This window comes from Streptomyces sp. NBC_01498 (assembly GCF_036327775.1).
In the GTDB taxonomy this organism is placed as follows: Bacteria; Actinomycetota; Actinomycetes; order Streptomycetales; family Streptomycetaceae; genus Streptomyces.
Map to the genome: position 1 here is coordinate 6,637,816 of NZ_CP109598.1, position 22,351 is coordinate 6,660,166.

Here is a 22,351-nt window from a genome sequence, read left to right on the forward strand (position 1 = left end):
CCCCACGTGACCAGAGCCGTACTCGTTGCCGGTGTCGGCAATCTCTTCCTCGGCGACGACGGCTTCGGCCCGGAGGTCGTACGCCGGCTCGCCACCGACCCGGCGCCGCTCCCCGGCGGCGTCCGGGTCGTGGACTACGGCATCCGGGGCATGCACCTCGCGTACGACCTGCTCGACGGGTACGACGCGCTCGTGCTGGTCGACGCGTACCCGGGCGGCGGCGCGCCCGGCGAACTGACCGTCCTGGAGGTCGGCCCGGCCGACCTCGGGACGGGTGAATTCGACGCACACGGCATGAATCCGGTCTCGGTCCTGGCAAATCTGGACCAATTGGGCGGTACGCTTCCGCTCACCCACGTTGTGGGGTGCACCCCCGCCGACGTGGAGGAGGGCATCGGCCTCAGTGAGGCCGTCGCCGCCGCCGTACCCGAAGCGGTGGCGGAGGTGCGCGCGCTGCTCCACCGGCTGACGGACCCCGCCGCCGCACCCGCACCCGAACCCGCCCGGACCCGGAGGTCCTGATCATGTGTCTCGGCATCCCCGGTCGGGTCGTGGAGATGGTCGAGGGGTACGCGGACCAACTCGCCCTCGTGGACGTGGAGGGCGCCCGGCGCCGGATCAACGTCGGCATGCTCGACGCCCCTCCGGCCGCCGGGGACTGGGTCCTGCTGCACATGGGCTTCGCGATGGAGATCATCGACCGGGAGAAGGCGGCGGAGGCGCTGTCGGGTCTGGAGATGATGGGCAGCGGCGCTCCCGAACCGGACATCCACGAGCCGGCCGCCCGTACACCCGAGGCCCGTACACCCGGGGCCGTGGCCGGCTCCGCTGCCGCCGTCGCCCAACAGCCGCGCGCACGCCGCCGGTTCGAGGTGCGCGGGGTCGTCCAGGGCGTGGGCTTCCGGCCGTTCGTCTATGTCACCGCCGCCGAACTCGCGCTCACCGGCTCCGTGTCCAACACCGCCTCCGGCCTGGTCGCCGAGGTGGAGGGCGATCCCGGCGCCGTCGCGGAGTTCGGGCGTCGGCTGCGGACCGGCACGCCGCCGCTGGCGGTCGTGGAGTCCGTGACCGAGACCGACCAACCACCCACCGGGGGAGCGGAGTTCGTCATCGCGGACTCCGGCACGACCGGCCGGGCCCGCACCCTGGTCTCCCCCGACATCGCCACCTGCCGCGACTGTCTCGCCGAACTGCGCGACCCGGCCGACCGCCGCCACCGCCACCCCTTCATCACCTGCACCCACTGCGGCCCCCGCTTCACGATCGTCACCGGCCTGCCCTACGACCGCGCCGCGACGACCATGGCGGCGTTCGAGATGTGCGACGACTGCCGTACGGAGTACGGCGACCCGCGCGACCGCCGCTTCCACGCCCAGCCGATCGCCTGCCACGCCTGCGGCCCCCGGCTCGAACTCGTCGGCGGTGACGGTGAGGTGATCGCCGAGGGCGACCAGGCACTGCGCGCCGCACGGCAGTTGCTCGCCGAAGGCAGGATCGTCGCCGTCAAGGGACTCGGCGGCTACCACCTCGCCTGCGACGCCCGCGACGAGGCGGCCGTCACCGAACTGCGCCGCCGCAAACAGCGCGGCGGCAAACCCTTCGCCGTCATGGTCGCCGACCTCGGCGTCGCCGACCGGCTGGTGACGGCCGACGACGACGAGAGGGCGCTCCTGACCGGCGGCAGACGGCCCATCGTCCTGCTGCCGCGCCGCGCGACCGGCACCGCACTGGCCGACGCGGTCGCGCCCGGCAACCCCGACCTCGGCATCCTCCTCCCGTACACCCCCCTGCACGTCCTGCTCTTCGGCGTCGGCGACGACGTCCCCGGCCCCGACGCGCTGGTGATGACCTCCGGCAACCGTTCCGGCGAGCCCATCGTCACCGACGACGCCGAGGCGCTCACCGAACTCGCCCCGCTCGCCGACGCCTGGCTGCGCCACGACCGCCCGATCCGGGTGCCGTGCGACGACTCGGTCAGCCGGTTCGTCGCGGGCGCCGAACTGCCCGTACGCAGATCGCGCGGGTACGCCCCACTGCCGCTCGCGCTGCCCTTCGCCGTCCCGCCGCTGCTCGCGGTGGGCGCCGACCTGAAGAACACGTGCGCGCTCGGCGAGGGCGGCTACGCCTGGGTCAGCCAGCACATCGGCGACATGGACGACCTGTCCACGGTCGACGCGCTGACCCGCACCGCCGCCCACCTCGGCCTGCTGACCGGTGTCGAACCCGGACAGCTCGTCGCCGACGCCCACCCCGGCTACCGCTCCGGCGCCTGGGCCCGCGCACACGCCCGGGGCCGGGCCGTCCGTACCGTGCAGCACCATCACGCGCACCTGGCGTCCGTGATGGGGGAGCACGGCCTCGGCCCCGGCGAGAGCGTCATCGGCTTCGCGTACGACGGCACCGGCCACGGCCCCGACGGCGCGGTGTGGGGCGGCGAGACCCTCATCGCCGACTACAAGTCGTTCCGCAGGGCGGCCCATCTGGCGTACGTCCCGCTCGCGGGCGGGGACGCCAGTGTCCGGCGGCCGTACCGGATGGCCCTCGCGCATCTGCACGCCGCGGGCATCGGCTGGGACACGTCACTGCCCGCCGTGGCCGCCTGCCCCGCCCGGGAACGCGACGTACTGGCGCACCAGTTCGCGACGGGCTTCGGCTGCGTACCGACGTCCAGCATGGGCCGGCTCTTCGACGCGGTGGCCTCCCTGGCGGGAGCCCGGCACGAGTCGGCGTACGAGGCGGAGGCGGCGATCGTGCTGGAGGGACTGGCCCGGTCGGCGCCGGACGGAACGGTCACCGGTGCCTACGCGTTCGGACTGCCCGAGGGCCCGTCGGCCGGTGAGGAACCCGTCGTCGCCGACCCCGGGCCGGTGATCCGCGCGGTGGCCGCCGACGTACGGGAGGGCGTCCCGCCCCGGCTGATCGCCGCGCGTTTCCACGCGGCCGTCACCTCCCTCACCGTCGCCCTCGCCGAGCACTGCCGTGCCCGGACCGGCCTCGGGGTCGTGGCCCTCGGCGGCGGCGTGTTCCAGAACGCGCTGCTGCTCACGTCCGTCCAACGGAACCTGGAAGCAAGGGACTTCACCGTCCTGCGGCCCCGGCTGCTGCCGCCCAACGACGGTGGCGTCGCCTTCGGCCAACTGCTCGTCGCGGCCTCCGGCTGACGACACGTCAACTCCTGTCACCCAGCTCTCATCACCCAACTCTCCTGTCACCCAGCTGAGATCATCCAGAGAAGAGGAAGAGGCACCATGTGTCTGGCGGTTCCCGGGCGGGTGCTCAGCACCGCGGAGGTCGACGGCACCCTGATGGCCCAGGTCGACTTCGGCGGCGTACGCAAGGACGTCTGCCTCCAGTACATCCCCGACGTCGGGATCGGTGAGTACGTCATCGTCCACGTCGGCTTCGCCATCCAGCGGCTCGACGAGGAGTCCGCCCTGCGCACCCTGGCGAACTTCGAACAACTCGGACTCCTGGAAGAGGAGTTCGGCGACACCGACGAACGGATCGGCGGGCAGCGGGAACCAGTGGAAGGCATCGGACAGTGAAGTACCTCGACGAGTTCAGCGACCCCGCCCTGGCCCGGCGGCTGGTCGACCAGATCCACGCGGCCACCACCCGCCCCTGGGCGATGATGGAGGTCTGCGGCGGCCAGACCCACTCGATCATCCGGCACGGCATCGACCAACTGCTGCCCGACGGCGTGGAGATGATCCACGGACCGGGCTGCCCGGTCTGTGTGACCCCACTGGAGATCATCGACCGCGCGCTGGCGATCGCCGCCCGCCCCGGCGTCATCTTCTGCTCCTTCGGCGACATGCTCCGGGTGCCGGGCAGCCGGCAGGACCTGTTCTCGGTCAAGAGCGCGGGCGGCGACGTACGCGTCGTCTACTCCCCGCTCGACGCGCTGAGACTGGCCCGCGACAACCCGGACCGGGAAGTCGTGTTCTTCGGCATCGGGTTCGAGACGACCGCCCCCGCCAACGCCATGACGGTCCATCAGGCCCGGCGGCTCGGCGTACGGAACTTCTCCCTGCTCGTCTCGCACGTACTCGTCCCGCCCGCGATCGCCGCCATCATGGAGTCGCCCACCTGCCGGGTGCAGGCGTTCCTCGCCGCCGGGCACGTGTGCAGCGTCATGGGGACCGCCGCGTACCCGCCGCTGTCCGAGAAGTACCAGGTGCCCATCGTCGTCACGGGATTCGAACCGCTCGACATCCTCGAAGGCGTCCGCCGCACGGTCCTCCAGCTCGAACAGGGCCGCCACGAGACGGAGAACGCCTACCCGCGCGCCGTACGCGACGAGGGCAACCTGCCCGCCATGGAGATGCTGCGGGACATCTTCGAGGTCACCGACCGGACCTGGCGCGGCATCGGCACCATCCCGGACAGCGGATGGAAACTCTCCCCGAAATACGCCGAGTTCGACGCCGAGCTCCGATTCGAGGTCACCGACATCCACACCGCGGAATCGGAACTCTGCCGCTCCGGCGACGTACTCCAGGGGTTCATCAAGCCGCACGAATGCGCCGCCTTCGGCAAGGAATGCACCCCCAGGAATCCCCTGGGCGCCACGATGGTGTCCTCCGAAGGCGCGTGCGCCGCGTACTTCACCTACCGCCGGCTCGAACTGATCGACGCGCCATGACCGAGACCACGCACCACGTACCCGCCCCCGCGTCCGCCCCCGCCGGGAACGACCTCGACTTCGAGGGCTGGACCTGCCCCGTCCCGCTGCGCGCCACACCGACCGTCGTCATGGGCCACGGCGGCGGCGGGGCGATGTCGGCCGAACTGGTCGAGCACCTCTTCCTCCCCGCGTACGGCTCCGCAGCCGCCCCCGAACTCGGCGACTCCGCCGTCCTCACCGTCGGTGCCGGCACCCGGCTCGCCTTCTCCACCGACTCCTTCGTGGTGCGGCCGATGTTCTTCCCCGGCGGCTCCGTCGGCGACCTCGCCGTCAACGGAACCGTCAACGACCTGGCCATGTCGGGCGCCACACCGCTGTACCTCTCCTGCGCGTTCATCCTCCAGGAAGGCACCTCGCTCGCCGAACTCGGCCGGATCGCCCAGCACATGGGCGCCGCGGCCCGCGCGGCCGGGGTCAGCCTCGTCACCGGCGACACCAAGGTCGTGGACCGGGGCAGCGGCGACGGCGTGTACATCAACACGGCCGGCATCGGCGTGGTCCCGGACGGCGTCGACATCGGGCCGCGCCGGGCGGCACCCGGGGACGCCGTGCTCGTCAGCGGCGACATCGGCGTGCACGGCGTGGCCGTCATGAGTAGCCGGGACGGCCTGGACTTCGGTACGACGGTCGAGAGCGACACCGCGCCCCTGCACGGACTGGTCGCCGCGATGCTCGCCACCGGCGCCGATCTCCACGTCCTGCGCGACCCCACCCGGGGAGGCGTCGCCGCCTCGCTCAACGAGATCGCCACCGCCTCGCGCGTCGGCGTCGAACTGGTCGAGCGGGACCTGCCCGTACCGGACACCGTGCGCGACGCGTGCAGCCTCCTCGGACTCGACCCGCTCCAGGTGGCGAACGAGGGCAAGCTGCTCGCGATCGTCCCCGGGGACCGCGCCGACGAGGTCCTCGCGGCCCTCCGGGCACACCCCCTGGGACACGGCGCGCGCCGCATCGGCACCTGCGTGGCCGACCACCCCGGCATGGTCGTCGCCCGGACCGGGCTCGGCGGCTCACGCGTGGTCGCCCTCCCCGTCGGCGAACAACTCCCCAGGATCTGCTGAATGAGTGAGCGATGAGCGCGCGCGGTGCGGTCCTCTTCGCGCGGTACGCCTACCCGCCCAACGAACTCGGCTACTGCGGTCCGGCGGACTCCGGCGCGCTGCTGCGCCCCGCCGACCCCGAGGGCATCGAACGCGGCGCCCGCCAGTTCGACGGCGCCTGGTGCTACCTCGAATTCCTCGCCGAGACCGCCGGTCTCGACGACCCGCTGGACGAGCGGGTCGTCGAGGCGTACTGGATCGGCAACGACCTCGGGGACCGGGCCGACCCGGCGGCCCTGCTGGCACGGATGCGTCACCGGTTCCGGGGGCAACTGGGCGGCACCTGGCGCGAGGCGGCGAACCGGGCCCTGGCGCACCACAGTTTCCAGGTCTTCGAGGTGTACCCGTGGGCCGGACTGCTGCGCACCCCCGGGCGTCCGACGGCCCTGTCGGTCCTCGACCGGTGCCGGATCCGTACCGGTGTCGTCCAGTCGGTCACGGGCGAGTCGGCCGCGGTCGACTGCCGGCCGCTGGTCTGGACGGGGACGACCCTGGCACCCGGCCCTCTCCGCCGGGAGAACGTGCGCTGGTCGGCCGGAGGGCGCTCGCTGCTCGCGGGGCTCGTGCCGGGGGACCTCGTGGCGCTGCACTGGGACTGGGTGTGCGACGTCCTGACGGAGGCGCAGGCGGTACGCGTCCAGTCCACGGAGGCGCGGCGGATCACCGCCGTGACGGGTGGGGCGCTCGCCGCGATAAGTGACGCGGGAGTACGGTCCGCGGCCGTCGCACCGGTGCGTTGAGGCGCCCCGGCGACCGCCACGGCCCTTCTGTGCGGTAGTACTAGTCTGATTGGCGATGCTGGCCATCCGTCGTACGACTGGGACGCACTGAGCGGGGCGGTTGTGGAAGAGCACCGGGCAGACACCGACGCCGAACGGGACGGGACCCCGCGCGACGAGGGGCGGGACCTGGACGACCGGCTCGGCCGCCTGGAGCGGGTGGTCGCCGGGATGGCGGCGGAGGCCGCCGGGCGCGGCGGGGACGCCGTGGCGGCGGAGCCGGAGCCGGACCGGGAGCCTGTCGACCCGGCGCCCGTGGCCGCCGAGGAGGCCGGGACGCCCGCCCCGTCCGACGACGCTCCCGCACCACGTGTCGACGCCCCCGCATCGCGTGACCTGACCGCCTCGCCCGGCGACACCCCCGAGCACGACGGCGGCACCGCCCCGGCCGACGACACCCCCGGGCGCCCCGACGGCGCCGCCCCGCCGGAGGACGGCGCGCGCCGGAACCGTACGCGGCGCACCCGCTGGATCCTGGCGGGCTCCGGGGTGTGCTGTGCCGTCGTGCTCGGAGCCGCCGTGATCGGCGGGGGCTCGGCGCCGCGCTGGCTGCCCGTCCCCGGGGTCGCGGAGAACGGCGCGGACCCGGTGAACCCCACGCCCCCTCCCGCCGGTTCGCTTCCGGGCAGCGGAACGGCCGAACCGGACGGACGCGGCGGGCCGGGGCCGGGCGGCACCGCCCGGAGCGGGGAAGCCCCGGGCCCCTCGGCCGGCGCACCCTCCGGTGACGGCGGACCGCCCGAACCCGCGCCGACGCTCACCGGGAACCTCCCGCCGTCCGCGACTTCTCCTGGGCCGGGTGTCCCCGGAACCACACCCCCCGAGTCGCCGACCGGCGGCGGGAGCGGGGGCACCGGCGGTACGGGCACCGGCACCCCGTCCCCCACGGGCGGGCCGACCGACCCTCCGCCGGACGAACCCGATCCGCTGGGCGGGCTTCTCGGGGGACTCCTCGGCCGCTGACAGCGTGTCGTGTCACCGCTCGGATGACGCCTCGAACATATTCTCCCGGCGCCTGTCCACCGGAGCGTGCGCCGGAGGCACGTCGTCGTGCACCGGCGTTCAGCGATACGCAAAAGAATCAACGGTGTTGAGATCGGCCAGTTTCTGTCATCCGCTCACACCAAGCGGCCAACTTTCCTACACTCGATTCACCGTGGTCCGGCCGCGATCGGCGTGCGACCGGCAGTCGGGTGAAGGGTGCCGGGCAGGGCCACCACCGGTTTCGCCGCGTACGGCATGATGCCCGTCGGGTGCGCGGAGCCCCTCCGGTCGTCCGGCCGACGGCGGTCGGTCCCGACCGCCCGTTGTGCGGGGCGAGACCGGATGCGGGGGAAACAGGAGTGGTTCGCAGACGGGGCCGGTCAGCGGTCCGGGCGCCCGCACGGCGTACGTCGCTGATGGCGATCGGCGCACTGGCCGCCGGGCTCGTCGTCGGACGGCTGGCGCACCCGCACGACCTGGCCGGGTTACCCGCCTACACCGTCACCGCCGGAGTTCTGCTGGCGATCGGCCTCTACGGCAGCACGCACGAGCTGGAGGCCGCCGACGTACGGGAGAACCTGCGCGCGGTGGTGGTGGCCGTCACCCTGGGGGTCCTGCTCAAGGCGGGGCTGATCTCCGCCGTGATGGTCCTGGTGGTTCCGGGGCCGGAAGCGATGATCCTCGGTATCGCGGTCGCCCAGATCGACCCCCTCTCCGTGGCCGCCATGGGTGCCCGCGACCGGATGTCACGACGGGCCAAGACCCTGCTCTCGGCCTGGGCGTCCTTCGACGACCCGATGACCGTGCTGCTCAGCTTCTACGTCGCCGTCCTGGCGACCCGCGCCGGGGAGGGCTCCGGCAGCGTGTCGGTGGCTCCCGACCGGAGCACCGGGACCGACTTCCTGCTGACCATGATCGCCAATGTGGTGCTCTTCGGCGTCGCCATGCTCCTCTGGTACCTCGTACGGCGCCTCGCCGGTGGCGGGCGCCCCCAGCCGAAGCCCGTCGGCGCGGCGGCGGACACCGAAGGGGCCGGCTCCCGGGACGCGAAGTCCGACCGCCGGGGCCGGACCGATGTGCTCGCCCTGCTGCTCGTCGCCGCCCTGATCGCGGTCGCCGCCGTGTACATGCTGGTGCTGGCCGTGGCGCTGGCGGGGCTCCTCGTCCGGGTGGGCCGGTTCAAGCCGTACGTCAACCGGGCCGTGTCGGGCGCGTTCCTCGTCGCCGCCTGCTTCCTGGGAGTCCTGCTCGCCCAGGACATCGAACCGCTGCCCGGACTCGTGCTCGGCGGCGCGGCGTTCGGCGCGCAGATGGTGGCGGCGCTGCTCGCCGGCCCCCGACTGGTGCCGGGCATCAGCCGCGTCGACCGCTGGTATCTCGGACTCGGCCAGCAGAACGGCATCACGGCGATTCTGCTGGCCCTGGCACTCGAACCCCGGTTCCCGGGCACGGCGGCGGTCGTGGGCCCGGCGATCATCACCGTCAATCTGCTGCACTACGGCGCCAACCTGGTGCTCGACCGCGCGCTGGACGCCACGGGACCACCACCGCCGCCCGTGTCACCGCCCGAACCACCGGACCGGCCGACGACCGGGCCGGCGAGCGGCCGGGAGGAGCCCGGACCGTACGGCCCCGAGGCACCCGGCGGCGCGGCGGCGCGTACGTCACCTGCGGCAGGCGGACCGGCGGGACCCCTCCCCGAGGTGAGTTGACCACGAGGAACGGGGAGAACGAGGAGAAGCACCAGGAGGGGGAGAGATGGACCGGGTGGCGGAGGTACCGCGCGCCGTGTGGCGGCCCGACCGCGGGGCGGGGGCCTGATCGGTCATGGCGACCACACTGCCGCCCTGCAATCTGTTCGGCGTCCCCGTCGGGAGGCCCGGCTCCTGGAAGCGGCGCGTGCCCCTCATGCCCTGGAAGATCCAGGGTCACGAGGAACTGGTCGCGCCTATCGACCATGTGCTGCAACGGCTGGAGCAGTTCCGCACGAAAGGGCCCGACCTCAGCAAGGCGATCGGACGCAACTCCGGTCATCTGGTGATTGTCAGCGGACTTCCCGGCACGGGTAAGACCACTCTCATCCACCACTGTGTGAACGACCTGAACCTGCGAATCGACGGTAATCGCGAGGGGGCCGGGGCGGGGAACGCGCCGCACATCGAAAGATGGCACACACGGCATCGCCCCGCCAATTCCTTCGTGGTTTTCGTCGGCAAACCTCCACGTAACAGGGGCACCTCCGGTCCGGGCCGCACCGACGGTACGGCGAGAATTTTCAAGCCCATTCGCAGACAGGTCCTCGAACGGCTCGTCGGAAAACTGAGCCAGACTCCTGAATGGGCCAAGGCCAACCACGACTCGGTACTGACCGAGGATCCGACCGACCAATATCATGGTTACGATGAGGTCCAGGAATTCTTACGCACCGTCAAACGCCGCGCCATGATCGTCATTCCATACGTTCCTTGGGCGTCCACCGAACTCTCCCAGGAATTCATCAATGAATGCAACGAGATCGCGCTGCGCGGGCTCGTGGTGTTTCTGGAACTCTCCCAGGTCGACCTCACCCCGCTCCTGGACAGCGTGCTGGGGCGGGAACCGGACTGGATGACCCACCTGGAGGTGGGACCCCTGAAGAAGGGGGACTGGGGCACGTACATCCGGCACCGGCTGGCCGTGCCCGGGATACCGACCCCGGTGGTGTCCGTCGCGGACGACGTCATCGAGACCGTGCCGGCGTCCCTGCCGATCCGCAACGTCCAGGACATGCAGCAACATCTGTACAAAATCGCCCAGTTGGCCCGCGCGGAACACCACGACCGGATCGACATGGACGTCCTCACCACCTACGTCAACCGTTTGCCGCCACCGGACTACGGACGCGCCCGCTGACCGTCTCACCAGGGAGGAGCACCGCAGTGAGTCAGATCGACAGCAATCCCGGCAGGACCAATCCATTTCGGGGCAGCACCAGCGTTCAGCTGGAAGGCTTCGACGACACCACCACCGTCGGCAGCCTCTCCCCGAGAGCGCGTATCGACATTCCGGGCGGTCCCTGGCCGGATTTGCAGAACCTGGTCACCGACTATTTCGACGCGGCGGGGACACCCGGAATGCGGGGCCGGGTCGTCGCACTGGTCGGCGGCTACGGGCTCGGAAAAAGTCATGTCGCCGAGAAACTGATCAACGAGATCCGGGGGCGGGGCGCCGTACGGCCGCCCATCTGGGTCATCGCGCGACCCGTGACCGACATGGGCTCGGTCTACCGCAACCGGATCATGCACCAGCGGGACGACTTCAACACCCGCGGTGAACTGGAGGACGCGGTGACGGACTACCACTCCGACGTCGTCGCCGACCTGCTGGACCGGGAGAACCACGGGCTGCTCCAGGGCGACGCGGAGCACGACTACGTCCGGGGGCTCCGGGAACGGCAGATCGACCCGCACAAGATCGCCCATGCCTTCAACCTGGACCAGGAGTTGATCCAGCGCCGGCTGCGCGAGCACCTCAAGGGAGTGACCGACCACCGCGCCTTCGCCACCGCGCTCGCCCTGCTGCTCCACCGGCCCCTCAACAGCCGCTCCCGGCCCTTCAAGGGCGACGTGTGGGACTGGCTGTCGGGACAGCGGCCCGCGCAGTCCCTCCAGGACCGGGGGATCACCGGGGCGATCGACAGCATCCAGATGACGTTCGACGCCCTGGCCGTCTTCGGCTTCATCTACGGGCAGGTCGGCAAACCGTACGTACTGGTCCTGGACGACTTCGAGAAGGTGCTCGACTGGCCCAGCACCGAACGCACGCTCTTCCTCAACGCCTTCGAGATGCTCGTCAACTGCTATGTGAACCAGGGCGGTCTGCTCGTCTTCTGCGTACAGCCGGAGGTCTGGGTCAAGCTCCCGCCGTCCCTTCACGAGCGTGTGTCACCGTTCTGGCTGAACAGCTGGGACGCGCGGCGGACCGGAGAGCTGATCAGCACCTACGTCCGTACCCCGGCGGAGGAAGCCGCGGACGGCGATGCGGGGGAGGAGACGGAGGCGTCGCCGGCGCCCTTCACCCGGCGGGCGGTGAGCGAGGTGGCCGTCATCTCCGACGGGGTGCCGCGCAGGGCCCTGCGCGTCTGCGAGAGCGCCTGGAATCTGGCGGCCGGAAGCCGCGGCCGGATCGCCGACATCGACGAGCGGATCGTGCACCGCGCGGTGCGCGACGAGTTCGAGAGGTACTCGACCGACGAGGTCTACAGCCTTCTCGACAAGGCGCTCACCGAGGAGCAGTGGGGGCGGGGCACCGGCCCGGAGGGGCTGAGCGAGCCGGTCGTCAGAAGCCAGGGGCACGCGCCGTACTGGGTACGGGTCTCGGACAACTCCTGGATCGCCATCGTCCCGGTCGCCTCCATCCTGGAGGACGAGGACGTCGAGGAGATCCGGCTGTTCACCGACGTGCTCCGCGACGTGTTCCGGTCCACGCACTGCGAGGTCCTCATCGTGGTCAACGGACAGGTGTCACGCACCATGCGGGACCGGGTCACGGCGGTGACCGACACCGTCCCGCTGGCGGTCGGCGAGCGGCGTTTCGCCCGTGACCTCGCGCTCGGCGTCGCCAAACTCGCCGACCGGCTCCGTACGAGCAGCCGCGACGCGAAGCTCGAACGGGTGGACGACCGGCTCCAGACCATCACGGCGCAGCAGACGGACATCCTGCGCCGGCTCGACGATGTCGAGGTCGGCGTCGCCCGGCACCGGCACATCGGCGCCGCCGGACCTGACCGGGCGTCCGACCCTCCGCTGCCCGACACCGTCCGGCCCTACTTCACCGCCGCCTTCGCCGGACTCGACGGGCTGCTCGACGGGGCCGGCGAACCGCCCGCCGACTTCGGCGTGGACGGCAGCGGCATGGCCGCCCCCGGCAGCCTGCCGCAGCGCATGGACGTCCAGGCACGGACGCTGGAACTGCTGGGCACCGCCGCGCACGCGCGCAACCTTCTCCGGGCGTTCCAGCGGTCCCTCGCCGACTGGTGGCGCACCGTGGAGGGAGCCGGGGGCGAGCCCGCCGGCCAGGAGGAGCTGAACAGTCTCTTCGTCATCTGCCGCAGCTTCGGCATCTCCGTCGAGGTCCTGCCGCCGCCGGGCGCGGCGGGATCGCCCGCCGACGGCTTCGGCAGTCCGTCCTGGCCGGGCGGTCGGGAGGATCAGGCCATGGGGCCCGACACCGATCTGGCGGCCCCGCTGATCGAGTTGGCGAACGACGTGGAGCGCGAGATGCGGGCCGCCGTCAGGAACCGGTCGCGGTGATCACGCCGATCAGCTCCCGCAGCCGTGTCTCGGCGTTGGCCACTTCGAACTGGTCGATGGTGACACCCAGCACGAAGTCCCCCTCCTTTCCGTCCAGCCAGTGGATGTACACGGCGCCCTCCTGGACGTCCAGCACCAGACGGGTGAGCCCGGACAGGCCGATCGACCGCAGCGGCTCGGCCAGACTCGCGACACTCGCGCGCAGCCGGAACGCGAGATCGTGGTACATCGCCCGTCTCGCCTGGGACAGCACACCGACCTGCTGAGGGCCGATCCCCCGGTCGCCGAGCGCGTCGCCCGCGCACACCGGTGCCCAGTCGCGGTAGTAGGCGGCGTACTGGAGGTCGTACCGGTTGACCAGGGACTGCCAGCCCTGGCGCAGCGCGGCGATCACCGCCGGGTCCGTCGTCCGGTCCGCGTTGAACGTGACCTTCTGAGGGCCGTCGAGCACCCGCAGCGGGGCGCCCTCCATGCCGCCCATGTGCTCGTTCGGCTGATGCAGGATCTCGCCGCGGATCCGGGAGACCGTGTCGTTCATCGTCCGGTCGAGCTCCGCCACCCCGGCGTCCGACAAGGTCACCGAGACGAGGTGCTGTCCGCGCTTGACCCGGCCGTAGTGCATCGCCCCGCCGGGCGCGACCGCCAGGACACGCATCAGATAGCCGGTGTCCAGATCGTCCATGGTCCTGCTGAACTCGGCCACGCAGCGCAGGAGTTGGCGACCGGGGCGGCCTTCGGTCTCGACCTCCTCGTCCCAGGGCAGACCGCCGGCCGTCCGGAACGGCGGCGCGCCCGGGGGCCGGATCGCGAAGTCCACGACGTTGTTGCTGAAGTGCGCGACGGACCGCAAGGACGTCGTCGCCTCCGCCGTGCTCCGGCAGAGGGCCGCGAACTGCTGGTAGTCGTCGGTCCAGTGGTCCGCCTTCAGCAGCTCGGACCGGGTCTCGGCGGATTCGTCCAGGCCGGCTCGCTCTGTCATGGTCACTCCGTCCCCTCCCCAGGGCGGCTGCCCGCCGATGTCATACGCCGGGCAGTTCCAGGTCGATGTCCCCGCGCCGCCGGGCCATCCCCGGAGTGTGCGGCTTGCTCGCCAGCTCCGCCTCGGTGATGGCCAGGTTGTCCGCCGCGACAGCCCGGTACGGGTGCCGTGACATCTCCAGTTGGTCGTAACCGTCGCGGGCGAACTTCTCCAGGGCCGCCGCCTCGTCCAGTCGTCCGGACACGAACAGCGTGCCCGCGACCCCGACGGCCGCCGCCATGACCCAGGGGTGACCGGTGTTCACCCGCTGCCTCAGCCCCTCCAGCGCGGCGTCGCCGATCTCCAGCGCCTCCCCGTACCGGCCGGCGCCCCGCAGATGCACCGCGAGCCGCACCCGGCAGAGAAGGGCGAACGGATGCGCCTCTCCCAGGGTGTTCTCCAGCTGCGTGAGACAGCGCTCGGACTCCGCCACCGCCTCCTCGTCCTCGCCGAGGGCGGCGAGATCCGTCGCCAGACTGAACCGGCAGCGCAGCGTGGCCAGATGCTGCTCCCCGAGCCCCTGGAGCGCCAGTCTCCGCATCCGTTCGTCGCGCTCACGGGCCTGGTCGGGACGGCCGAGCCGGCGTTCGCTCACCGCGAGCCCGTTCTCGGTGTCGACCCGCATCGCGATCCCGGGCTCGGGCGTGCCGGACGGCGGGCGGCGCAGCCCGGCCCGCGACAGCAGGTCGTACGACTCCGCGTTCTGCCCGACGTTGCGGTGCATGGCGGCGAGGAACGGCACCAGGTCCCGCACGCGCGGACTGTCCGGGCCGCCGATCGCCTGCCGTTGGTCGTACAGATTCTGTACGAGCCGCAGGGCCTTGCGGTAGTTGCCGTTCAGCGCCAGCGACAGGGCCAGGGTGTGTTCCACCAGGGCCGTCGCCTCGTGCCGGGGACCCAGCAGCTCGTGCACGCCCTGCGCGGCGGTGTCGTCCTCGTTGAGCGCTTCGGAGAACTCGCCCACGGCCCGCAGGCCCGCCGAGTAGAGCCGGTTCGTCTGAAGGGCGCGCGGATGCTCGGGGCCGAGCAGGGCCCGGTACCCCTGGAGGGCCCTGCGCGCCAGGCGGCCCGCGTGGCCGTACTGGCCGAGGCGCCGGTGGGCCTGGGACTTCAGCGTGAGCAGCCGCAGATACTCCGGGGTGCGCCCGTCGTCCCAGGAGTGGACGGCGAACTCCGCTATCCGCAGCGCCTCTTCCAGCGACACCTTGTCGCCCGAGCGCACCAGGTCGTGGAGATGGCCCAGCAGCCAGCCGCGCACATGCGGACGGGTGTCCTCCCACAGGCTCAGGGCCTCGACCTGACGCGCCCTGCGGTCGCGGTACTTCCGGGCCGGCGCGCCCTCCCGGTGCCCGGCGGTGTCGGCGCCCGGCTCGTACCGGCTGACGACCTCGCGAAGCTCGGCCTCCCGGGCCGTGCGCCGGGTCCCCAGGCGCTGGACCACGAGCTCCTTGACGAGGCCGTGCATGCGCACCGGTTCGTCGGGGCGGGCGAAGTCGAAGTCGACCAGGCCGTAGCGGTGGAGCGCCCACAGGGCGACGTCCACCATCAGCGGTTCGTTGAGATAGGTGCCGGGGCCGGGAGCCGGAGTGGTCCCGGCGTCGCCGGATCCCGGGTCCGGGGCGGCCAGCGGCGCGTCGCCCGGGTACGGGGGGTCCCGGCGCGGCCGGACCAGGGCCTCCTGCATCTGCGAGGAGCGCAGCAGCGGCAGGTCCATCCCCGCGCCCGCCAGCAGGGCGCACACCTCCGCCAGCCAGACCAGGGTGTCGCCGCCGGCGGTGGCCCGCGCCCAGACACGGGCCGCCGCCGTCCGGTCCAGCGAGGCGAACGCCATGTCCAGCAGGACCCTCGGCAGCGGCACGGCGGGCATGACGCCCAGCAGCCGCTTCTGGTGTGCGTCGAACTCGGCGAGGAAGCCGTCCACGGCCTGCTTGATCGCCTCCGTACGCATGAGGTTGTCCGCGTCCACACCGCGGCCCGTCCGCGCGTCCAGCCACGCTCCGGCCAGATACACGCTCAGCGGCAGCAGACCGATCGTCTGGCCGATCCGGCGGGCGGACGCCAGGGGGAGGTTGGGCACCATGACCGAGAGCAGCAGTTCGCTCTCCGCGTCGGTGAACGGCTCGACCAGCACCGCGCCGGAGTCCGCCGCGCCGTCGGCGGACCGGACGGTCGCCAGGACGTGGCACCGCTCCGAGGGCGGCGGCAACAGGCCCCCGATCTTGTCCAGTTCGTCCTCGGACACGATGTCGTCGCAGATCAGCAGCCACCGCTCGGCCCGGCTCGCGGCGGCGTGCTGGAGCTCCCGGACGGTCGTCACGGCATCGCCGGTCCCGTCGTGGCCGAAGGCCCGCGCCAGACCGGTGAGGCTCCGGTCCAGCTCCTTGGCGCTGCCCGCGCGCAGCCACCACACCACGTCGTAACCGCCGCCGAAGCGGTGGCAGAACTCCCGGGCGATCTCGCTCTTCCCGGCTCCCGGACGGCCCGTCACCCGGCAGACGCCGCCGGTCCGGCCCGCCGTGCCGAGCGCGGTGCGCAGGCGGTCGAGGGTGTCCTCGCGCCCGACGAAGGAGGGGCTGCGCGCGCCGATGTTCTCCCTCCTGTCCCGGTTCGGAAAGGCGAGCCTGCGGGAACCGCGCACGGGCGCGCCGGCCGTCATGTTGAGACCGCGCAGCAGCGCCTCGGCCGCCCCCGGTTCGGACAGCCGGCGCAGGTCGATCTGCTGGTGATGGGAGAGCCGCCGGGGCGGCGCCTCCTCCTCCACCAGCACCAGCCGCACGTTGGGATGCGAGAGCTCCGCGAGGAAGTCGACGCGCTCGGGCCGCAGGCCGGTCGGGGAGACCAGCAGGACCATCGTGTCCGGGGAGGGGCGCTGCCCGTTGTACGCGGTGAACTTGCGTCTGCCGACGGTGACTCCGGCCGCCGCGAGCTGTGCCTCGATCCACTCGGCCCAGGCGATGTGGTGCGGCGCGTGGACCACCAGGGCCTGCCCGGCGCCGCCGGCCGCGCCGGGGCCGAGCACGTCGGCGAGCTGGGTGAAGCTCGGAGCCAGCGACCGGTCGTCGGGGGTGGCTCCCTGACCGGTCGTCAGCGCGGCCTCGCGCTGGTACTCCGCGTTGAACGGGATCTCCACGTACCTGGTCCGGCCCGGCCGCCACAGCGGCTGGAAGCTGCGCCGCACCCGGTCACGGGCCAGCCGCAGCTGGTCCTCCATCCGGGGGTTCGCCTGGAGGCCCACCGCGACGACGTCGATCCGGCTCGCGTGGGCGGCCGGGACGCCCGCGGCGAGCGCCGCCGCGGCCTGGATCGACCAGGAGTTGAGCGAGAAACAGGTGACCAGGGTGTGGGGGAGGTGGGCCCACCGGTCGAGTTCGTCCTCGGTACGGAAGACGGGGGCGTCGATCAGGACGCGGTCGTAGGCACCGAACGGGAACGCGTCGCGGCCCGGCAGGGCCTTGAGCGCGTCGGGTTCGTCCAGCGTGACCAGGCTCAGGACGGGGCTGTCGGCATCGGGCGAGATCCGCCACCGGTGCTCGGGGGGCAGGGACCCCGGTGTGCGGGGGATCGCCGGAACGGTCGCGGTCGCACCGGGCGCGCCGTCGTCCCGCCGCCCGCTCCCGTCCCGTCGTCCGCTGTCGGGCTCCGCGCCGGGCGGCAGCAGCCGGCGGAGCATGTCGGCCGCCCGGACCCCCGCCCGGCGGGCGTCCACCACGAGCACCCGGTGGCCCCCCGCGGCGAGCGTCACGGCGACGCTGAGCAGCGTCGACGTCTGCCCGATATTCTCCGCCGTGGAACAGAACATGGCCACCCGCGCTCCGCGGCTGGCGACTTCGGCCTCGGACATCGTCGCTCCACTTCTGGCCGCGGAATCCCTCGCGTGAGCGGGTTCAGTATATGAGTGGGGAAAAGGAACGTGGCGGAATCGGGGTGCCCCGTTCTGTTGTCGGGTCATCCGGCGTGTCTGTATTGAGCAGGAAATCGGGCCGATCGGCGGACAGACGCACACTGCGCAGTGCGTAGGCGAGTACGCCGTCGGGCAGATGAGCGATTTCCTCGAAAGACAGCTCCGACAGATCCAGCATCAGAGAGTGCACGTCGTCACGCGCGTCACCATGCGTATCACCGGGGTCGGTCATTGTGGATCACCCTCACCGTCCGACGGAATTCGGAAGGAATGCGTCACCGAGGCGAAGAAGTACCGGACGGGCATGGTAACGGACCGTCAGATCGGCTACCAGGGCGTGGCGGAGAACGATTGGGGGACGAGTACCACCCCCCGGCCAATTCGCGCCCTTGACTCCCGAACCGCGCGGCCAGAATCCTTGGCGTGCAGGGGCCGAATGATCGTCACGGGGAGACACAGAGTGCTGCACGACGGCGGTGTGACCCTTTCCCCGTACCGCGTGACGGGAGCGCTCTTCGACCGGATCGCCGCAGGCGGCGGCGGGGCGGAGGCGGTCGGCGTCCTCGCCGGCTCCGAGCACAGCAGACGCCTCGTACTGCTGCGCGCCGTGGTGGCTCGGGCCGAGGAATGGGGCGGGGCGCCCGGGGCCGAGGCGCGCCGTGCCCGGTCGGTGCTGAGCGCCGCGCGGCGCACCGCGCCCGCCGTGGTGCGTGAGTTGCTCTGCCGTCCGTCGACCGGCCTCGGGCTTCTGCACTGCCTGCGCGCGTTCGACGCGGGGGGCGACGCGCCGTCCGGCCCGGCCGGGTATCCGCAGTCCGGCTCGCCGTATCCGTATCCCTGTCCGTCGCCGGAGCCGCTGACCGCGCTGTCCGCCGCCGCGGTCGTACGCACCGGACTGGCCCGGACCGTCGCCCTCCCCGTCCGCGACGAAGGGGTGCTGCTCCCCGCGACGGGGCTCGCCCGGTTCCCCGGTGCCCGGGACGGTGACACGGCCCTGGTGCACGGCGGACCGGAGCCCGCGGTGGAGGTGGCCGGACGGCGTACGCGCGTCCCCGCCCGGCCCTGGCTGGACGGCGCGGACTGGTTCGCGGTGCGCCGTCTCGCGGTCATGGGCGACCGGGAGTCCCTGCTGCTGGACGACCTCGATCCGTACGCCTTCCCGTCCGGGCAGCGCGCCCCGCGCCTGACCGAACGGCAGTACGGCCACTGGCGGACGACCGTCCGGGAGGGGCTGCGGCTGCTCGGCTCCGACCACCCGGAGACGGCGGCGGAGGCGGCCCGCGGACTGCGCACGCTCGTGCCGCTCCGGTCGCCCGGCGCCGCCGGGACCAGTTGCAGCTCGGCCGAGGCCTTCGGCTGTGTGGCGCTCTCGACGCCCGCGACCGCGCACGCCGCCGCGCTCGCGATCACCCACGAGACGCAGCACGGCAAACTGAGCGCGCTGCTCCATCTCTTCGACTTCTTCGAGACGGACGACCCGACCGCGCGCTACTACGCGCCCTGGCGGGGCGACCCCCGGCCCGTCTCCGGGCTTCTCCAGGGCGTGTACGCGTTCCTCGGCGTCGCCCAGTTCTGGAACCGGTGCCGGAGCACGGCGCGGGGGTCCGCCGAACTGCACACGGCGCAGCTGGAGTTGGCGCGCTGGCGGGACGCGGTGCGCATCGGTGTCGACCAGTTGGCGGATCAGTTGACGGATCGTCATGTCTTCACGGCGACGGGGCGGCGCTTCGTGGCGGGGATGCGCGGGGCGCTCGGCGAACTGGCCGCGCAGCGGCTTCCGGTGGCGGTGGTGGCACAGGCCCGTGATCTCGCCGCGGACCACCGCCGCCGCTGGGTCGAGGCGAACGGGGCCGTGCCGGGCACCCCCGAGCGGGCCGGCTGACCGGGCGGCAGGCCCGCCCGGGTGTCAGGGGCGGTACACGCGCAGCCGGGACACCTCGTACGACATCCGTGCGGTGTCCGGCTCCGGCGGCGGGTGGTAACGGCCCGCGCACACCGAGAGGTTCACGATGAGGTGGGCCCGCCAGTCCCGGCCGACGCCCGCGCGGTCGGCGTACGCGCGGGCGCCGTTGATCCTCCACACCACCGAACGGGCGCCGAGGGTGACCTCGACGTCCATCGGGGCGCCGGGGCGGATCGACGGATGACGGTAGTAACGGTGGCCGCCGTTGACGTGGTTCGAGAGCTCCACGAGATCCGGGTTGTCCGGGTGGTACTCGAACATGTCGATCTCGTTGCCGCCGTCCCGCCAGGTCCAGATCGCGGGCCAGGCCCCCGTTTCACGCGGGAGCCGGACCCGGGCCTGGAGGATGTCGCCGGTGCGCAGCAGGAAGCCGTCGTCGCTGCCCTCGGTGGTCAGCAGCCCCGTGTACCAGGTGCCTTGGGGCATCCGGGTGGCGCGGAAGATCCCGGACCGGCTGTACGCGGGGTCCTCGGTGAGGTGGTCCAGCTTGTCGTCGCCGGGGTTGGTGGGTCCACCGTCGGGATAGGCCCAGGAGCGGCCCGCCACCCACTGGTCCCGGGAGGAGAAGTCGGCGGTGAAGACCGGCCGGCCGTAGGGGGAGGAGAAGTTCGCGGACCCGTCCGCCGTGCCTGTGGAGCCGACCATGTCGTCTACCGCCTCGAAGTCGCACCGCACCACGCGCCCACGGGCCCCGGGCCGTTCCGGTCGGCCGGGACCGTGACCGCGGTGACCCTGGAATAGGTACCTGTCACGGACCCGGGCGAAACGCCGTAAAAGACCGCACAGTTGTCCGGGTCTTCACCGGGGCGCGTACCGGCCCGGCACCGAACGGGCGGGCGCGCCGGGCGCAAGCGGCGTACCACCGTGCCCTGTTCCCGGCAACGGGTCGGGGCGCCGTTTCGGCGGCGGCGCTGTGGTGGGGCGACACATTCCGCGGCGGGTCGTTCCCTCCCTACCGTGACCGCACCCCACTCCGGCCGCCGTACCCGGCGAGGACGGCCGCCGGGCCACTGTCGCGGGAGGTCCCCATGTCTCACCCGTCGCCGTCCCGTCCGCCCCTGTCCCGTCCGTCGTCGTCCCACGCGCCGCCGCCCTCCTCCCCGTTGTCGCGTCCCGAGCGGTCCGAGCGGTCCGCGCGTACCCGGGGGCGGCTGCGCCGGGCTCTCGGGCGGGTCGCCGCCGCGCTCGCCCTGGCCACCGGGATCGCCCTGCTCCCGCCGGCGCCGCAGGCTCAGGCCGCCGTCGCCCTCGAACGGGTGTCCTCCTTCGGAGCCAACCCCGGCGCCCTGACCATGTACGTGTACCGGCCCGCGTCCCTCCCGGCCGACGCGCCCGTGGTCGTCGCCCTGCACGGGTGCACCCAGTCCGCGCAGGTCTACGCCGACAACTCGGGCCTGCCCGCCTTCGCCGACCGGCACGGCTTCCTGCTCGTCCTCGCCGAGACGACGACCGTCAACAACGCCAACAAGTGCTTCAACTGGTTCCAGAGCGCCGACATCCGGCGCGGCCAGGGCGAGGCCGCCTCCGTCCGGCAGATGGTCGCCCACGCCGTCTCCGCCTACGGCGCCGACGCCGGACGGGTCCAGGTCACCGGGCTCTCCGCCGGTGGCGCCATGACCGCCGTCATGCTCGCCGCGTACCCCGACGTCTTCCGGGCCGGCGCGGTGATGGCCGGACTCCCGTACGAGTGCGCCACCGATGTCGTCTCGGCGTTCGGCTGCATGAGCCCCGGCACGGACCGCACCCCGCAGGACTGGGCGCAGCGCGTACGGAACGCCCATCCCGGATTCGCCGGCCCCTGGCCGAGGGTGTCCGTGTGGCAGGGCGCCAACGACCCGACCGTCGTCCCGAGGAACGCCGACGAGCTGCGCGACCAGTGGACCCAGGTGCACGGGCTGGACCAGAGTCCCGACCGTACCTCCGTCATCGGCCCCAACAGCACGCGCCGGGAGGAGTACCTGGCCCCGGACGGCGCCGTCGCCGTGCAGGTCAACCGTGTCCCGGGCATCGGGCACGGCACCCCCGTCGACCCCGGGTCCGGGCCCGAGCAGTGCGGGGCGACCGGCACCGCGCACTTCATCGACTCGATCTGCTCCAGCTACTGGGTCGTCCGCTTCTTCGGCCTCGACACCGGCGCGCCCGAGCCCGGTGGTCTGCCCGCCCCCGCCGGGCTGCGGTCCACGGGCGTGACCGGCACCTCCGTCGCGCTGGCGTGGGAGCCCGTCTCCGGCGCCACCGGTTACGCGGTCCACCGGGGCGGTACCCGGGTCGGCCTGCCCGCCGACAGCCGGTACACCGACAGTGGTCTGGGCGCCGGCACCACCCACACCTACACCGTCGCGGCGCGCGGCCCGGACGGCGCCGAGGGGGCGCGCTCGGCACCGGTCACCGTCACCACCACCGGGGCGGCGGCGCTCTGCTGGACGTCGAGCACCTACGAACACGTACGGGCGGGCCGGGCGACCACCGCGGGCGGCTACGCGTACGCGAAGGGATCGAACCAGAACATGGGCCTCAACAACACGTTCGTCACCCGCACGCTCAAGGAGTCACCGACGGGTTACTACGTCCTCGCCGACGCTCGCTGCCCCTGACGGCTGGGTAGCGTCCCGCAGCCCCCGCACCGGC

General features: G+C 72.5%; 16 protein-coding genes. 12 read left to right on the plus strand and 4 right to left on the minus strand.

What is annotated here, in order from left to right; all coding sequences use genetic code 11:
• Positions 1–6 precede the first annotated feature (6 nt).
• The 10 genes from OG875_RS28390 to OG875_RS28435 all read left to right on the plus strand — a co-directional run bounded on the left by OG875_RS28390 (position 7) and on the right by OG875_RS28435 (position 12,841).
• Positions 7–522 carry a hydrogenase maturation protease gene (locus OG875_RS28390; RefSeq protein WP_330177080.1) on the plus strand — a complete coding sequence of 172 codons (516 nt, stop codon included), beginning with the start codon at positions 7–9 and terminating at the stop codon, positions 520–522.
• A gap of 2 nt (positions 523–524) precedes the next feature.
• On the plus strand, positions 525–3,161 hold the full coding sequence (gene hypF / locus OG875_RS28395) for a carbamoyltransferase HypF (RefSeq protein WP_443079213.1): 2,637 nt from the start codon (positions 525–527) through the stop codon (positions 3,159–3,161).
• A gap of 87 nt (positions 3,162–3,248) precedes the next feature.
• Positions 3,249–3,545 carry a HypC/HybG/HupF family hydrogenase formation chaperone gene (locus OG875_RS28400; protein ID WP_330177081.1) on the plus strand — a complete coding sequence of 99 codons (297 nt, stop codon included), beginning with the start codon at positions 3,249–3,251 and terminating at the stop codon, positions 3,543–3,545.
• Positions 3,542–4,645, plus strand: a complete 1,104-nt coding sequence (hypD, locus tag OG875_RS28405) for a hydrogenase formation protein HypD (RefSeq protein WP_330177082.1) — start codon at positions 3,542–3,544, stop codon at positions 4,643–4,645. Before OG875_RS28400 ends, hypD begins: the two co-directional genes overlap by 4 nt.
• Complete coding sequence (hypE, locus tag OG875_RS28410) at positions 4,642–5,748, plus strand: hydrogenase expression/formation protein HypE (RefSeq protein WP_330177083.1); 1,107 nt, start codon at positions 4,642–4,644, stop codon at positions 5,746–5,748. Before hypD ends, hypE begins: the two co-directional genes overlap by 4 nt.
• A gap of 11 nt (positions 5,749–5,759) precedes the next feature.
• On the plus strand, positions 5,760–6,527 hold the full coding sequence (locus OG875_RS28415; protein ID WP_330177084.1) for a DUF6390 family protein: 768 nt from the start codon (positions 5,760–5,762) through the stop codon (positions 6,525–6,527).
• A gap of 102 nt (positions 6,528–6,629) precedes the next feature.
• Positions 6,630–7,529, plus strand: a complete 900-nt coding sequence (locus OG875_RS28420; RefSeq protein ID WP_330177085.1) for a hypothetical protein — start codon at positions 6,630–6,632, stop codon at positions 7,527–7,529.
• Positions 7,530–7,966: 437 nt separating this feature from the next.
• Positions 7,967–9,262 carry a cation:proton antiporter gene (locus OG875_RS28425; protein WP_330177086.1) on the plus strand — a complete coding sequence of 432 codons (1,296 nt, stop codon included), beginning with the start codon at positions 7,967–7,969 and terminating at the stop codon, positions 9,260–9,262.
• 115 nt (positions 9,263–9,377) lie between these two features.
• The gene (locus tag OG875_RS28430) at positions 9,378–10,442 is read left to right on the plus strand and encodes a hypothetical protein (protein WP_330177087.1); all 1,065 of its coding nucleotides are present in this window, start codon (positions 9,378–9,380) and stop codon (positions 10,440–10,442) included.
• Between the two features lie 26 nt (positions 10,443–10,468).
• The gene (locus OG875_RS28435) at positions 10,469–12,841 is read left to right on the plus strand and encodes a hypothetical protein (protein ID WP_330177088.1); all 2,373 of its coding nucleotides are present in this window, start codon (positions 10,469–10,471) and stop codon (positions 12,839–12,841) included.
• Here the strand turns inward: OG875_RS28435 and OG875_RS28440 are convergent.
• Genes OG875_RS28440 through OG875_RS28450 form a run of 3 tightly spaced genes read right to left on the minus strand, consistent with a single transcriptional unit; the run spans position 12,822 to position 17,992 of the window.
• Positions 12,822–13,820 carry a hypothetical protein gene (locus tag OG875_RS28440; protein WP_330177089.1) on the minus strand — a complete coding sequence of 333 codons (999 nt, stop codon included), beginning with the start codon at positions 13,818–13,820 and terminating at the stop codon, positions 12,822–12,824. The two genes, OG875_RS28435 and OG875_RS28440, sit on opposite strands and share 20 nt — an antisense overlap.
• 40 nt (positions 13,821–13,860) lie before the next feature.
• The gene (fxsT, locus tag OG875_RS28445; RefSeq protein ID WP_330177090.1) at positions 13,861–17,700 is read right to left on the minus strand and encodes an FxSxx-COOH system tetratricopeptide repeat protein; all 3,840 of its coding nucleotides are present in this window, start codon (positions 17,698–17,700) and stop codon (positions 13,861–13,863) included.
• Between the two features lie 43 nt (positions 17,701–17,743).
• A complete protein-coding gene (locus OG875_RS28450) occupies positions 17,744–17,992 on the minus strand; it encodes a hypothetical protein (protein WP_330177091.1) in 249 nt (82 codons plus the stop codon).
• 246 nt (positions 17,993–18,238) lie between these two features.
• Here OG875_RS28450 and OG875_RS28455 point away from each other — a divergent pair, with 246 nt between their 5' ends.
• A complete protein-coding gene (locus tag OG875_RS28455; protein WP_330177092.1) occupies positions 18,239–19,642 on the plus strand; it encodes an HEXXH motif domain-containing protein in 1,404 nt (467 codons plus the stop codon).
• A gap of 24 nt (positions 19,643–19,666) precedes the next feature.
• Here OG875_RS28455 and OG875_RS28460 read toward each other — a convergent pair whose 3' ends face one another.
• Positions 19,667–20,368 (minus strand): beta-glucanase, encoded by a 702-nt coding sequence (locus OG875_RS28460; protein ID WP_330177093.1) that lies wholly within the window; start codon positions 20,366–20,368, stop codon positions 19,667–19,669.
• A gap of 383 nt (positions 20,369–20,751) precedes the next feature.
• Here OG875_RS28460 and OG875_RS28465 point away from each other — a divergent pair, with 383 nt between their 5' ends.
• On the plus strand, positions 20,752–22,317 hold the full coding sequence (locus OG875_RS28465; RefSeq protein WP_330177094.1) for an extracellular catalytic domain type 1 short-chain-length polyhydroxyalkanoate depolymerase: 1,566 nt from the start codon (positions 20,752–20,754) through the stop codon (positions 22,315–22,317).
• Positions 22,318–22,351: the final 34 nt, after the last annotated feature.

Excerpts from the sequence above, each read along its gene's own strand:
- hypF (WP_443079213.1), top strand. The coding sequence starts at position 525 with ATGTGTCTCGGCATCCCCGGTCGGGTCGTGGAGATGGTCGAGGGGTAC.
- OG875_RS28400 (WP_330177081.1), top strand. The coding sequence starts at position 3,249 with ATGTGTCTGGCGGTTCCCGGGCGGGTGCTCAGCACCGCGGAGGTCGAC.
- hypE (WP_330177083.1), top strand. The coding sequence starts at position 4,642 with ATGACCGAGACCACGCACCACGTACCCGCCCCCGCGTCCGCCCCCGCC.
- OG875_RS28415 (WP_330177084.1), top strand. The coding sequence starts at position 5,760 with ATGAGCGCGCGCGGTGCGGTCCTCTTCGCGCGGTACGCCTACCCGCCC.
- OG875_RS28425 (WP_330177086.1), top strand. The coding sequence starts at position 7,967 with ATGGCGATCGGCGCACTGGCCGCCGGGCTCGTCGTCGGACGGCTGGCG.
- OG875_RS28430 (WP_330177087.1), top strand. The coding sequence starts at position 9,378 with ATGGCGACCACACTGCCGCCCTGCAATCTGTTCGGCGTCCCCGTCGGG.
- OG875_RS28440 (WP_330177089.1), bottom strand. The coding sequence starts at position 13,820 with ATGACAGAGCGAGCCGGCCTGGACGAATCCGCCGAGACCCGGTCCGAG.
- fxsT (WP_330177090.1), bottom strand. The coding sequence starts at position 17,700 with ATGTCCGAGGCCGAAGTCGCCAGCCGCGGAGCGCGGGTGGCCATGTTC.
- OG875_RS28450 (WP_330177091.1), bottom strand. The coding sequence starts at position 17,992 with ATGACCGACCCCGGTGATACGCATGGTGACGCGCGTGACGACGTGCAC.
- OG875_RS28460 (WP_330177093.1), bottom strand. The coding sequence starts at position 20,368 with ATGGTCGGCTCCACAGGCACGGCGGACGGGTCCGCGAACTTCTCCTCC.
- OG875_RS28465 (WP_330177094.1), top strand. The coding sequence starts at position 20,752 with ATGTCTCACCCGTCGCCGTCCCGTCCGCCCCTGTCCCGTCCGTCGTCG.